General features: G+C 33.9%; 12 protein-coding genes. 9 read left to right on the plus strand and 3 right to left on the minus strand.

Features of this window, described 5'->3' with window-relative positions; all coding sequences use genetic code 11:
* Positions 1-218 precede the first annotated feature (218 nt).
* On the plus strand, positions 219-1394 hold the full coding sequence (locus LPB88_RS20440; RefSeq protein ID WP_230717518.1) for a GlmU family protein: 1176 nt from the start codon (positions 219-221) through the stop codon (positions 1392-1394).
* Between the two features lie 88 nt (positions 1395-1482).
* On the opposite strand, the gene LPB88_RS20445 is transcribed toward LPB88_RS20440, so the two are convergent.
* Positions 1483-1926 (minus strand): PepSY-like domain-containing protein, encoded by a 444-nt coding sequence (locus tag LPB88_RS20445; RefSeq protein ID WP_230717519.1) that lies wholly within the window; start codon positions 1924-1926, stop codon positions 1483-1485.
* Between the two features lie 202 nt (positions 1927-2128).
* Between LPB88_RS20445 and LPB88_RS20450 the strand changes: the two genes are divergently transcribed.
* From LPB88_RS20450 to LPB88_RS20465, 4 genes are all read left to right on the plus strand, one after another.
* Entirely contained in the window at positions 2129-3763 is a 1635-nt protein-coding gene (locus LPB88_RS20450) for an ABC-F family ATP-binding cassette domain-containing protein (RefSeq protein WP_230717520.1), read from the plus strand.
* Positions 3764-4094: 331 nt separating this feature from the next.
* Entirely contained in the window at positions 4095-5285 is a 1191-nt protein-coding gene (locus LPB88_RS20455; protein ID WP_230717521.1) for a hypothetical protein, read from the plus strand.
* Between the two features lie 53 nt (positions 5286-5338).
* A complete protein-coding gene (locus tag LPB88_RS20460) occupies positions 5339-6493 on the plus strand; it encodes a porin (RefSeq protein ID WP_230717522.1) in 1155 nt (384 codons plus the stop codon).
* A gap of 21 nt (positions 6494-6514) precedes the next feature.
* The gene (locus LPB88_RS20465) at positions 6515-7945 is read left to right on the plus strand and encodes an anion permease (protein WP_230717523.1); all 1431 of its coding nucleotides are present in this window, start codon (positions 6515-6517) and stop codon (positions 7943-7945) included.
* Here LPB88_RS20465 and LPB88_RS20470 read toward each other — a convergent pair.
* Positions 7942-8253: a GNAT family N-acetyltransferase gene (locus tag LPB88_RS20470; RefSeq protein ID WP_230717524.1), complete on the minus strand. Its 312-nt coding sequence runs from the start codon at positions 8251-8253 to the stop codon at positions 7942-7944. The two genes, LPB88_RS20465 and LPB88_RS20470, sit on opposite strands and share 4 nt — an antisense overlap.
* Before the next feature lie 288 nt (positions 8254-8541).
* Between LPB88_RS20470 and LPB88_RS20475 the strand changes: the two genes are divergently transcribed.
* Complete coding sequence (locus LPB88_RS20475; RefSeq protein ID WP_230717525.1) at positions 8542-9201, plus strand: alpha/beta hydrolase; 660 nt, start codon at positions 8542-8544, stop codon at positions 9199-9201.
* Positions 9202-9408: 207 nt separating this feature from the next.
* Here LPB88_RS20475 and LPB88_RS20480 read toward each other — a convergent pair whose 3' ends face one another.
* Entirely contained in the window at positions 9409-9924 is a 516-nt protein-coding gene (locus tag LPB88_RS20480; protein WP_230717526.1) for a DUF2892 domain-containing protein, read from the minus strand.
* 166 nt (positions 9925-10090) lie between these two features.
* On the opposite strand from LPB88_RS20480, the gene rpmH reads away from it, so the two are divergent.
* The 3 genes from rpmH (at position 10091) to LPB88_RS20495 (ending at position 14792) form a co-directional block, all read left to right on the plus strand.
* Positions 10091-10252 carry a 50S ribosomal protein L34 gene (gene rpmH, locus LPB88_RS20485; protein WP_008464848.1) on the plus strand — a complete coding sequence of 54 codons (162 nt, stop codon included), beginning with the start codon at positions 10091-10093 and terminating at the stop codon, positions 10250-10252.
* 147 nt (positions 10253-10399) lie between these two features.
* Positions 10400-13255, plus strand: coding sequence for a carbamoyl-phosphate synthase large subunit (gene carB, locus LPB88_RS20490; protein WP_089352933.1), 2856 nt, complete (start codon positions 10400-10402; stop codon positions 13253-13255).
* 151 nt (positions 13256-13406) lie between these two features.
* A complete protein-coding gene (locus tag LPB88_RS20495; protein ID WP_230717527.1) occupies positions 13407-14792 on the plus strand; it encodes a S41 family peptidase in 1386 nt (461 codons plus the stop codon).
* Positions 14793-14797: the final 5 nt, after the last annotated feature.

A 14797-nucleotide genomic window follows, 5' to 3' on the forward strand; every position in this document is an offset into this window, starting at 1 on the left:
TACAAAGCTTTGCGAACTTTACTTTTTATAAAAACTTGATAATAAAAACTTTGCGCACTTTGCGGTTAAATGACCATCAATATAAAAATATGTTAACCCAAAAAGCAATTATTTTCTCATTTTGAATAAGAGTACTTTTAATCAAACCCATAAAATATTTGTAACTTTGAACTCGATAACCAAATCGAGATTTTAACAAGTACCAAATTTTTTTATTTATGAATTACATTCTTTTTGACGGTCCCGTCCGGAATGCTTTATTACCTTTTACGTTTACAAGACCTGTTGCTGATATCTTAATTGGAATCATGACGATTCGTCAAAAATGGGAAGCGCGCTTAGGTTCAACTATAACTACTATTACTGAAGATTACTTATCTGCTAAATTCCCTATGGTGGAAATGGAAGAAAATGTAATGATAAATGCTGCGTATTTACCAAATGACGTGTTGGCAGAATTGGTTTCTGATTTAAAAGAAAACCAGGCTATTTTTAAAGGTGATGATGTAATCGCTTTTTTTACAACAGAAAATCAGGATGAAGTTGATTTTGATTCTTACGAAATCATTCAATACAATGACGAGTGCTTAACGGTTGAACATACCTGGGATATTTTTTCTAAAAATGACGCTGCAATTCGTGAAGACTTCGCTTATTTAACTGAAGACAGAAAATCGCAAGCAATTCCAAAAAGTGTAAATGTCATTGCACCGGAAAATATATTTATCGAAGAAGGTGCAAAACTGGAGTTTGTTACTTTGAATGCTTCGAATGGACCTATATATATAGGTAAGAATTCCGAAATTATGGAAGGAACCGTAATTCGTGGCCCTTTTGCTTTATGCGAAAATGCACAAGTAAAACTAAATGCCAAAGTTTACGGAGCAACAACAGTTGGTCCGGGATCAAGAATTGGAGGAGAAGTTAAAAACTCGGTGCTTTTTGCGAATTCAAACAAAGGACATGACGGATTTTTAGGAGATTCTGTTCTGGGCGAATGGTGTAACATTGGTGCAGACAGTAACAATTCGAACCTGAAAAACAATTACGAAGAAGTAAAATTATGGAGTTACGAAACTGAAGGTTTTGCTAAAACCGGACTTCAGTTTTGTGGTTTGATGATGGGAGATCACAGTAAATGCGGAATCAATACGATGTTTAATACCGGAACTGTAGTTGGTGTGAGCGCTAATATTTTTGGAAGCGGTTTTCCTCGCAATTTTGTTCCAAGTTTTTCTTGGGGCGGGGCAGCGGGCTTTACAACTTATGTAACCAAAAAAGCTTTTGAAACTGCGAAATTAGTTATGGGAAGACGAAACATAGAATTCGACGAAATAGAATCTTCAATCTTAGAACATATTTTTGAGGAAACTAAAAAGTGGAGAAAAGACTAGTTTAATTAGGTAATTAGTCAATTTGATAATTTAGTAAACCCGACAGTTCTTTTGTAAGTTGTCGGGTTTTGTATTTTAAAATTAAATGCTATTTATCAATCTTTTTAAAATCTCCTTTTAAACTGAATTTTAATTCTAAACCATTGGTTAGTTTTGTCTCATAATCAGAAGTTCCTATTTCTATTTTGGTTATTTTTTCTTTAGGAAAATTTGTTTTTACATAAGTTGCGATTTTCTTTGGGATAATAGAGCTAGGGATTTTAGAGTTTTTACCGTCAACTTCTTTCCAGTTTCCTTTTTTATCAAATTCGATTTCAAGTTTGTTGTCATACTGAACTTTATATTCTGTAGAAAGGATTTCTTTGTCCTCTAGTATGTAGCTGGGTTTTTTCGATCCAAAGTGAGTCTTTAAAAAAGTTTGTGCATTTGCCGGTAAAGCTTCTTTTTTAATTACAGTTTTTTGCGCATTTGCAGAAAGTCCAAATATTAACCCTGCAATTAAGCTGGCTGCCAAGTTTAATTTCGTTCTCATATTTTTCTGATTTTTTGAATTCTTATAAAGATATAAATAAAATTTGTAAATATGTAGGAATAATTATATGTTTTTAAAAAACTGAACTTGCAGTAATCTAAATTATATTGTCTAATACTCTAATTAATCTATCTTTGCACCACGAAAAAAAAATGGGTTGACAGCAAAACGATTAACCGATTAAACAAATTCACAGAAAGTAATGATTACAGTTAACGATATTTCGGTTCAGTTTGGTGGAACTACATTATTTAGCGATGTTTCTTTTGCTATAAATGAAAATGATAAAATTGCCCTTATGGGTAAAAATGGTGCGGGAAAATCGACACTTTTAAAAATAATTGCAGGTCAAAGCAAACCTTCTACCGGAAGTATTTCGACTCCAAAAGATGCAGTTGTAGCTTATTTGCCTCAGCATTTGTTAACTAAAGATGGTTCTACTGTAATGGAAGAAGCATCAAAAGCTTTTGGTGAGATTTTTAAAATGAAAGCTGAAATTGACGAAATCAACGAACAATTAACGGTTCGTACAGATTATGAAAGTGACGCTTACATGAAATTGATCGAAAGAGTTTCTGACTTAAGCGAAAAATTTTATGCAATTGAAGAAGTGAACTATGAAGCCGAAGTTGAAAAGATTTTAGTTGGTTTAGGTTTTGAGCGTGAAGATTTTACACGTCAGACTTCTGAGTTTTCAGGAGGATGGAGAATGCGTATCGAATTGGCTAAAATTCTTTTGCAAAAACCAGATTTGATTTTACTGGATGAGCCAACCAACCACATGGATATTGAAAGTATTCAGTGGTTAGAAGATTTCTTGATTAATTCGGCGAAAGCGGTTGTGGTAATTTCTCACGATAGAGCATTCGTAGATAATATTACCAATCGTACTATTGAGGTTACAATGGGAAGAATTTACGATTATAAAGCAAAGTATTCTCATTACTTAGAATTAAGAAAAGATCGTCGTGTACACCAACAAAAGGCATACGATGAGCAACAAAAAATGATTGCAGATAACAGAGCTTTTATTGATCGTTTTAAAGGAACATTCTCTAAAACTGATGCCGTTCAATCGCGTGTTAAAATGTTGGAGAAATTGGTAATTGTGCAAGTTGATGAAGTAGATAACTCGGCATTGAAATTAAAATTTCCACCGGCAGCACGTTCTGGACAATATCCTGTTGTGGTAAAAGAGTTATCTAAAAAATACGGAGATCATGTTGTTTTTAAAGACGCTAATATCGTAATCGAAAGAGGTGAGAAAGTTGCCTTTGTAGGTAAAAATGGTGAAGGAAAATCGACTATGATCAAAGCGATCATGAAAGAAATTGGTATCGATGAAGGAAGTGTTGAAATTGGACACAATTCTCAAATTGGATATTTTGCTCAAAACCAAGCTTCTTTGTTAGATGAAAATGCAACTATTTTTGAAACAATTGATGCAATCGCTGTTGGAGATATTCGTACTCAGATTAAAAATATCCTTGGGGCATTTATGTTTCAGGGTGATGATATTACCAAGAAAGTAAAAGTGCTTTCTGGAGGAGAAAAAACTCGTTTGGCAATGATTAAATTATTACTAGAGCCTGTTAACTTATTGATTCTGGATGAGCCTTCTAATCACTTAGACATGAAAACCAAAGATATTATTAAAGATGCTTTGCGAGATTTTGACGGAACTTTAATCTTAGTTTCTCACGATCGTGATTTCCTTGACGGACTAGCAACTAAAGTTTTTGAGTTTGGAAACAAACGTGTGAAAGAGCATTTTGAAGATGTCGCTGGATTCCTGGCACACAAGAAAATGGATTCTATGAGAGAAATCGAAAAGTAATTTTCGACCTTTATAAATCAAAAAGCACAAGTTTATTCTTGTGCTTTTTTTTATGGCAATTTTTATTTCTGTTACTTGAGGAAAAAGTAGATGAATTTTGTAAGATGGTTTGCTGAAGAATTGTGTTTTTTAAAACCACTATTTACAAATTTTAAGAATATAACTCTTATATTGTTTGTTCTTCGATAGGTGAAAAGTAAGGGCTAGTTTTGTTCTTTGATTAATTTGTGTTTGAAAAACAGAAAGTTATCTAAATTTATGGCAATGCGTTAGACTTTGTCTGTTTTTTCATACCTTAGTAAATGTATTTATAAATTAACTCAATTTTAACATGAAAAAAGCCTTTTTGTTTTTTGCAGTATTGATGACTAATTTAATAAGCCTGTCCCTGTTTGCTCAAACAGATAATGAACCTGTAGCTTTAGGTTTGCCAGGAGATAATCTTAATTTATTTGCAGTTTTGGATGTTTTTCAGAAATCTAAAACCCTAGAGGAGTTTGAAAAAGTGTTAAACGAACAAGACAGCAATGTCAATAATTTAGATTTAAATAATGATGGAGAGATTGATTATATTGAAATAGTAAGTCAAAACGACGGAAGTATCCATTCGATTGTTCTTCAGGTTGCTGTTAGTGCCAGAGAAAAACAAGATGTTGCAGTTATTGAAGTAGATCGGGATAAAAAGAACAATGTACACGTTCAGATAATAGGGGATGAAGATTTATATGGTAAAAATTATATTGTAGAGCCATCAGATACAGTATCGGGAACACCTAATCCCGGTTATAAAGGAGATGGGACTGTAATTGTGAATAATAATACAACCAATAATTATAATACAACAAGTCCAAGTTATGTAAGTGTAAGTGTGTGGCCAGTTGTATTGTATTTGTTTTCTCCTGTATATGTTGTGTACAGATCTCCTTGGTATTGGGGATATTACCCTCCGTACTGGCGTCCGTGGCGTCCTGTTTACTATCATGATTATTGGGGGTATCATGGGCATTATTATTATAGAAACTCATATTATAGAAGAACAGCTTCTATAAGAAATCCTAGATATTATAATAATTATACTAACAGAAGAAACACATCAGTATTAGTTAGGGACAATAGAACTAGTGGACGTTATAATACAACTTATAACGGAAGGGACTATAAAAGGCCAGCTCCTGTAACATCTACAAGGCCAACTACTACCAGACCGGTAACACGTCCGACAAATCCGTCGACCAGACCGGGTACAACCAGACCAGTAACCCGTCCTACAAATCCGTCGACGAAACCAGGTACGACCAGACCAGTTACACGTCCGACAAATCCAACTAATCCATCAACGCGACCTGCTGTAAAACCAACACAACCTACAACACGTCCGACTCAACCAACAACACGTCCGGTAACTCCAGTGACTCGTCCGACTCAGCCAACAACAAGACCTGCTACGACCCGTCCGGCAACCAACTCTTCGGGAAATAGAAGTACCGCTGCGCCAAGGGCAGGGAGAACTTCTGGAAATTAGTGTAAGTTTTTGGTGCAGGTTTGATGCAGACTTAATTTTTTATTTATGAAGATATGAGTAAAATTTTACTAGTAAGAATTATTTTTTTCCTTTTTATAATGCCTTTTTTAGCAAAGGCGCAAACACCAGCAGCTCCTGTAGCTCCGGTGGTACCTGAAAGTACAGTTAAATATCCTCAATTTCAATTCAAAGGATTGTTTCAGGCGCGATATCTACAAGTGTTAGAAGATCGTGTTGATGTTATGGGTGTTCAGCATTCTACAGGTGATGTTGTTCAAAGTTCGTTTGATATTAAAAGAATGCGTGTTGGTCTTAATGCTAAATTAAGTGAAGCTACAGAAGTTGTAATTTTAGTAAACCTTGCTGATTTTAAATCAGATCCAAAAGGAAAAGTTTTGGAGAATGCTTATGCAAAATATACTTTCAATAAATATTTTGCTGTAACAGGAGGTCAATTCCGACCTGCTTTTGGTATTGAAGAACTTGTTCCTGTAGACATCATTAAATCATTTGATTTCTCAAATCAATATTATGAATTTGGAAAAAATGGCTGGACCAGTTTTCAAATAGGAGCGTCTGCAACAGGAGCTTTTGATCTTGGAAAAATCCCCGTTAATTATGCTGTTTCTATGTTAAACGGAAATGGGAAAGATCAGGAAATGGATAAAGATAATGGAAAACAATACTCTACCAGATTGGTTTTTGGGTTGTCAAAAGAACATAAAATCAATTTAGGATTAAATGGTGGTGTCGGAAAGGTTTTTAAACAAGATGTTTTTGCTTTAGGTGCAGATATTACAAGTGATTTTAAGCTTACGGATAAATTTACTTTTGATTTGCAAATAGAATATAAACAAGGTACAAACCATAATTTGTATTTTTCTTTACCAGTCGCAACAAGAACTCCAAATGTTTCAGATTATCAAATGCGCGGAATTTATTTCCTGCCTAATTTGCGGTATTTAATTGATTATAAAAAACTAACTTCATTAGAATTGTCCTGTCGATACGAAAGATTTGATCCGAGTTATAAAATTGATTCTAATGTGAGACAAACTTATACGCCAATGATTAGTCTTGAGTTTGGTAAAGCTTATACGGGGCGTATCGAAATGGGGATGGAAATAGATCGTTTTGATAAAAACATTCCGGATACATCAATGTATAATGACAACTTATTTATAATTCAGTTTCAGTGCAGACTATAATTTAATCTAATTTTTATTGTTATGAAAGAAGTAAAAATTCCTCAAACTCTGATTACACTTGTTGTTGGAATAGCAATTTGGTTTATTCCTGCGCCAGATGGTGTAGTAATTGAAGCTTGGCATTTGTTTGCCATTTTTGTGGCAACAATTTTAGGAATTATTTTGAAAGCGGCACCAATGGGAACCATGTGTATGATTGCAATTGCACTTACTGCATTCTCACAAGTTTTGGCACCTGGTGAAGCTGGAAAATCAATAACATTAGCTTTAAAAGGTTTTGGAGATAAAGTAATCTGGCTTATTGGGATTTCGTTTTTTATAGCAAGAGGTTTTATTAAAACAGGTTTGGGAAATAGAATTGCTTTCTTGTTTATTCGAATATTTGGTAAAAGCTCGCTTGGACTAGCTTATGGCTTAGGATTGGCCGATTTAGTTTTGGCTCCTGCCGTGCCAAGTAATACGGCTAGAGGAGGAGGGATCATTTATCCGATTATGAAGTCGATGTCAATGAGTTTTGGTTCAATGCCGGATCAGCCGGAAACACATCGCAAATTAGGTTCATATCTTACTTTAAGCAGTTATAATGCCAATTTAATTGCTTCGTCTATGTTTTTGACCGGAACAGCGAGTAATCCAATGTGTCAAAAATTTGCACTTAATTTAGGGATAAAAATTACCTGGATTTCGTGGGCAACAGCAGCTATAGTTCCGGGGTTGGTGGCGTTTTTTGTGATTCCTTTTGTATTGTATAAAATCTATCCGCCAGAATTGAAGAAAACAGGCGATGCTCCTCAGATTGCAGCTCAGAAACTGAAAGAAATGGGACCAATAACACGTGACGAATGGATGATGTTGTTGACTTTCTTTATCTTGTTGTTTCTTTGGATGACAGGCGATTTGTTTTCTATTGATGCAACTACTACAGCGTTTATTGGTTTGGTTATTTTGCTTTTGACTTCAGTATTAACTTGGGATGATGTAAAATCTGAAAAAGGGGCATGGGATACTATTGTCTGGTTCTCGGTTTTAGTAATGATGGCAAGTTCGCTAAACGAATTAGGATTTATTAGTTGGTTTAGCGGTTTGGTAAAAGCTCAGATTGGTGGATTAAGTTGGCAAATGGCTTTCCCGATTATTATTTTGGTGTACTTTTTTAGTCATTATCTTTTTGCAAGTGCAACGGCTCACGTGGCGGCAATGTATGCAGCTTTATTGGGAGTTGGTGTTTCACTTGGAATTCCGGGATTACTTCTGGCTTTTATGCTTGGTTTCGTTGGTTCGCTTTATGGAACTTTAACGCATTATGGACACGGGCCTGCACCAGTTTTCTTCGGAAGTGGTTATGTCGACCTAAAAAGCTGGTGGGTCAAAGGATTGATAACCGGATTGGTTATGCTCTTTATCTATATGGTAATAGGAGGATTGTGGCTCCGATTAATTGGTGATTTTTAAATTCTAATTCCAGGAGGGAGTAATTCTTTATACTCGGGATTTTTTTTGATAAATAATACAATTCTAGGATGAATAGGCATTAATTTAAATTTCTTTTCAACGACAATTTCCATGATGTTTTTAAGTAAAGTATCAACTGTAGTTTGATTGTCAAAACCTTCGGGACTGTTGATTTTGGTTAGGAAAATTTTCTTTTCCTGAAAAGAATATTCAACAGAAAGTAATCCTTCGGGGACTATGGTCTCAAATTGTCTTGCAAAAGTGTTGTCTTTGATTTCCATAGTTTCAATAGGTTCCATATTAGTCATGTTTTGGGGGGATTGGATTAAAAAATAATAGAAAAAGAACGGTGATAACATTATATAAATAATCTATGGAAGATTTTTAAATAATGGTCATAATAACTACAAAGGTAATCATTTGATTTTCAATATAAAATTATTTTTTGCAGCCGTAATGTAGTCTTAACTTATGTGCGGTTGAAATTTTATTTGATTTAAAGCATAATTGTGGTGTGGGATTTGTAGAGTATATTACTAAAAAAAGTAATTTTAGCTTGAAATTAAAATCTGTAACCATAATTCTTTTTCTGTCAAATGAGTAAAATTCCTGTTTATTTTATGCCTGGTCTGGCGGCTAGTCCGGCTATTTTTGAAAGAATCAAATTAGACGAATCTGTTTTTGAGATGTGTTTGCTGGAATGGGAAATTCCGCAGCCAAAAGAATCTTTGTCTGATTATGCACTGCGAATATCTAAAAATATCAAACACGAAAATCCGGTTTTGATTGGAGTTTCGTTTGGAGGAATCTTGGTTCAGGAAATTGCAAAACATATTCAAACCCGAAAAGTAATAATTATTTCGAGTGTTAGAAGTAATACCGAATTCCCAAGAAGAATGAAAATCGGGAAAACTACAAAAGCCTACAAGCTGATTCCGATGAAGTTAATTTTGAATATCGAAAATCTTGCTAAGTATTCTTTTGGCGAGAAAATAAATAAGCGTATTAAATTATATGAGAAGTTTCTGGCTGTCCGCGATCTCAATTATTTGCAATGGGCAGTAGAATCTGTTATTTTATGGGATCGTGATCAGGTTGATTCAAATGTCGTTCATATTCATGGAGATCAGGACGATGTTTTTCCTATAAAGTATATTAATAGTTGCATCGTAGTAAAAGGTGGAACTCATATTATGATTCTGAATAAATACAAATGGCTGAATGAGAATTTGCCTTCTATTATTTTAGAAGAATAAATTCCAATTTTTTAAATTCCAAATTCCAATTGTTTATTGGTTAAGACCTTTGTCAAAGTTTTGAACTTTGACAAAGGTTTATACACAAAGTAATAAACGCAATCTTGTCATTTCGAGCGAAGGGAGAAATCACAAACTGTATGCAAAAAAAATCCCAAACACCATTAATTGGAATTTGGGATTTTAAATATTGTAATTTAAAGAAGTTTAGATTTTCTTCATTTGTTCTTTCATCATTGTGATTTGCTCTTTCAGCATTCCTTGTTTGTCTAATTTTTTAGCTTCGTTTAATAAATTAGTCGCTTCAAGTTTTCTTCTGCGTGACATTGCAACTCCGGCAAGGTTTAATTTTGCAACTGCTAAGTCCATATCCATTGATAGTCCAAGTTCTATTGCTTTCTTGAAATGTTTCTCGGCTTGGTTGATATTTGTCTGAGATAACATGATTCCGTGTAGGTAATTAAAATATCCTTGTTGTTTTCTAACTAAAGCAGCTTCCGGGTTTTTGATATATGCCAGCCATTTTTTAGCACCTTCGAAGTCTTGTTTTCTTAATTTAAGGAAAGCTAAAAGGATAAATTCGTTTTTAAAGTAAAGAAATATTGGAATTGCAGTCAGTAATAAAAGGAAAATTCCATTCCCGATATTACTTTCTGTAAATTGCCAAACGCCAGCAACTACAAGAAATCCGGCCAAAATAAGTTTAATATTTTTGTGAAACATAATAGATGTATATTTGTGATTGCAAATATAGTAAAATGAATTAAAAATATTTTTATTAAAGTACTTGCCAGAAAAAAAAGTCTTTGTATATTTGCACTCGGTTTTGGAATAACGATATCCAAAACAGAAAAACAGATAATAGACACCATTTTAAAGATACAAAGCAATGAGCAAAAGAACATTTCAACCATCGAAAAGAAAAAGAAGAAATAAGCACGGATTTATGGACAGAATGGCTTCTGCGAATGGAAGAAAAGTTCTGGCGCGTAGAAGAGCTAAAGGAAGACATAAATTAACTGTTTCTAGCGAGCCTAGACACAAAAAATAATGTTTGTATAAACATACATAAGGCGATTACTTTTTTAGTATCGCCTTTTTTTATACCTTGTCGGTAAAAAAAGATGCAACATTCTAGTTTAGAATACACTACGAATGTTTTTTAAAGTACTTTATATAACTACACAATACAAATAAAATGCCTAAAGACACATCAATAAAATCAGTTTTAATAATAGGATCAGGTCCTATTGTTATTGGACAAGCTTGCGAATTCGATTATGCAGGATCTCAATCTGCACGTTCGATTCGTGAAGAAGGAATTGAAGTTATCTTGATAAACTCAAATCCAGCGACTATTATGACTGACCCAACAATGGCCGATCATGTATACTTGAAACCTTTAACTACAAAATCGATTATTGAAATTCTGAAAGAACATCCACAAATTGACGCTGTTTTGCCTACAATGGGTGGACAAACGGCTTTGAACTTGTGTTTGGAAGCTGAAGAAAAAGGAATCTGGCAGGATTTTGGAGTAAAATTAATTGGAGTTGACGTAAACGCGATTAATATTACAGAAGACAGAGAGCAGTTTAAACAACTTTTAGAAAGAATTAATGTACCAACTGCGCCTGCAAAAACTGCTACTTCATATTTAGAAGGAAAAGAAATTGCTCAGGAATTTGGTTTTCCACTTGTAATTCGTCCTTCGTTTACACTTGGAGGAACGGGAGCTGCAATTGTTTATAAAAAAGAAGATTTTGATGAGCTTTTAACTCGCGGTCTTGAAGCTTCGCCAATACATGAAGTTTTGATTGACAAAGCTTTGATGGGATGGAAAGAATATGAGTTAGAACTTTTAAGAGATAAAAATGATAATGTTGTAATCATTTGTTCGATCGAAAATATGGACCCAATGGGAATTCATACGGGAGATTCGATCACGGTTGCGCCGGCAATGACATTATCTGATACAACATTCCAAAAATTACGTGACTATGCCATCTTAATGATGAGAAGTATCGGAAATTTTGCTGGAGGTTGTAACGTACAATTCGCAGTTTCGCCAGACGAAAAAGAAGATATCGTAGCAATCGAGATTAATCCTCGTGTGTCTCGTTCATCTGCTTTAGCATCAAAAGCAACAGGTTATCCAATTGCTAAAATTGCTTCTAAACTGGCTTTAGGATACAACTTAGATGAATTGCAAAATCAAATTACAAAATCTACTTCGGCTCTTTTTGAACCAACTTTAGATTATGTAATCGTAAAAATACCACGTTGGAACTTTGATAAATTCGAAGGTGCTGACAGAACTTTAGGTCTTCAGATGAAATCTGTTGGTGAGGTAATGGGAATTGGACGTTCGTTCCAGGAAGCGTTACATAAAGCAACTCAATCTTTAGAAATTAAAAGAAATGGGTTAGGAGCTGACGGGAAAGGATATAAAAACTACGAACAAATTATCGAGAAACTAACTTTTGCAAGTTGGGATCGTGTTTTTGTAATTTATGATGCAATCGCAATGGGAATTCCGTTGAGCCGTATTCATGAAATCACAAAAATAGACATGTGGTTCTTAAAACAATACGAAGAGCTTTATACTCTTGAGAAAGAAATTTCGAACTATAAAATCGATAATCTTCCTAAAGAACTTTTACTTGAAGCGAAACAAAAAGGTTTTGCTGACAGACAAATCGCTCACATGATGAATTGTCTGGAAAGTGAAGTACATACTTTGCGTATGGACAAAAATATTAACCGTGTGTTTAAACTGGTTGATACTTGTGCTGCGGAGTTTAAAGCAAAAACACCTTATTATTACTCAACTTTTGAGGCTGAAATCGAAAAAGCAAACGGCGAGCGTTATGTAGATAACGAAAGCATTGTGACTGAGAAAAAGAAAATTATCGTTCTTGGTTCAGGACCAAACAGAATTGGACAAGGAATTGAGTTTGATTATTCTTGTGTGCACGGAGTTTTGGCTGCTAAAGAATGTGGTTACGAAACAATCATGATTAACTGTAATCCTGAAACGGTTTCTACAGATTTTGATACAGCTGATAAATTATACTTCGAGCCAGTTTTCTGGGAACATATTTATGACATCATTCAGCATGAAAAACCAGAAGGTGTTATTGTACAGTTAGGTGGACAAACAGCTTTGAAATTAGCTGAAAAATTATCTAAATACGGAGTAAAAATCATCGGAACTAGTTTTGATGCACTTGATTTAGCTGAAGACAGAGGACGTTTCTCAGATTTATTGAGAGAATTACATATTCCTTTCCCACAATTTGGGATCGCTGAAACGGCTGACGAAGCTTCTGCTCTTGCAGATACTCTTGACTTCCCATTATTGATTCGTCCTTCTTATGTATTAGGAGGTCAGGGAATGAAAATCGTAATCAACAAGAAAGAACTTGAAGAGCACGTTATCAACTTATTGAAAACGATTCCAGGAAATAAATTGCTTTTAGATCACTACTTAGCCGGAGCAATCGAAGCTGAGGCTGATGCAATTTGTGATGCTGATGGTAATGTTTATATCATCGGAATTATGGAACACATCGAACCTTGCGGAGTTCACTCTGGAGATAGTAACGCAACTTTGCCTCCTTTTAACTTAGGAGAATTCGTAATGCAACAGATAAAAGATCATACTTATAAAATTGCAAGAGCTCTTAAAACAGTAGGTTTAATCAACATTCAGTTTGCGATTAAAGATGATACGGTTTATATTATCGAGGCGAATCCTAGAGCTTCGAGAACGGTACCGTTTATTGCAAAAGCATACGGAGAACCTTATGTAAACTATGCTACAAAAGTAATGTTAGGTCATAATAAAGTAACTGACTTTGATTTTAATCCGCAATTAAAAGGATACGCGATCAAACAACCGGTTTTCTCTTTCAGTAAATTCCACAATGTAAACAAAGCATTAGGGCCTGAAATGAAATCAACTGGAGAAAGTATCTTATTCATTGATGACTTAAAAGACGATCAATTCTACGAATTGTACTCAAGAAGAAAAATGTATTTGAGTAAATAATCTCAAATCCTGATATAAAAAAGCTCCATGAAAATGGAGCTTTTTTTATGGCTTTTTTTAAGTTGTATTTGATAATGAAATATTTACCTATATTTGATAAGGACCTACCTAACTCCGTAATTTTTATTGTAACTAATTCTAAAGGAAAAATATGAAATCATTTTCTGTCTATCTCTTATTGTTTATTATTGTTTTTAAAGTTGATGTCTTTGGACAAAAAAAAATAAATGAAAAGTTCAAAAAAGAAACAATCAGTAGAATTGATTTATTGTTAAAAGAGAATTATGTTTTTCCAGATCAGGCAGAGTTGATAAGTAGTTACTTAAACAAAAGTTTAAAGGAAGGGAAATTTAAGAAATATGAATTGCTTGATTCATTCGCGATTGGCTTAACTAAAGAAATTAGGATTGTTAATAATGATAAACATTTGGGTGTTTGGCCAGCTTTTGTTCCTGTAAAAGAACAGGAAGTCTCAAATAATGACTATCAGATTTATTTAAAAAATTATACAGATACTCGTAAACAAGCCAACGGTTTTAAAGAGGTTAAAATAATTGATGGAAATATTGGTTATCTAAACATCGATTTTTTTCTTGCGGAAACGAATAATACGATTGATGCTTATATGAGTCTTTTAGCTAATACAGATGCTGTAATTATTGATTTACAGGATAATGGCGGCGGTAATCCTAAAACAGTAAATTACTTATGCAGTTATTTTTTGGAGAGTAATTTATTGATTAACACGCTTTATTTTAGACAGGGAAATCGAAAGGAGGAAGTTATTACTCATGAAATAAATGGAAAGAAAATGATTGATGTTCCTTTATTTATAATTACTGGCCCAAAAGCTTTTTCAGGAGCTGAGGAATTTAGTTATAATATGCAAACCCAAAAAAGAGCAACATTAGTTGGAGAAACCACAGGAGGAGCTGCAAATCCGGGGGATGTTTTCAAGGTAAATTCAGATTTAGAAATTTTTATTCCGACAGGAACAGGTACAAATCCGATAACAAAAACAAATTGGGAGGGAATTGGTGTTATCCCGGAAATTAAAACTTCAGCTGAAATGGCCTATTCTAAAACTGTTGAATTAGCGAGTCAGGCTGCAGAAATATATAGAAATAAGAAAGCATCCGAATCAAAAAAATTATATGCTGAATTAGAAGGGATTCTTGATAAACCAACTCAATCCTATTCAGAAAGTGATATTGCAAAAATAGACCAACAAATACTCCAGATTTTTACCAAAGGGAAGGATTTGAATTTATTTAGCGAAGGTGAGATTAATTTCTTCGGTTCTCAAAACATCAAAAAAAATCCTATTATCGCAGAGTCTATATTTAAAAGTAATACTGCTTTATATTCTAAATCTCCAATGACTTATTTAGCTTATGGTGATATTCTTGAACTCAATGACAAGAAAAATCTAGCTTTGACAAACTTCGAGAAATCAATAGCATTAGCAGAAGAACAAAAAGCGCCATATTTAGAAGGGTTAAAAATGCGATATGAAAAGGCAAAAAGCAATAAATAAAAAAA

Origin of the sequence: Flavobacterium sp. JAS (assembly GCF_020991455.1) — a bacterium.
Classification (GTDB): Bacteria; Bacteroidota; Bacteroidia; order Flavobacteriales; family Flavobacteriaceae; genus Flavobacterium.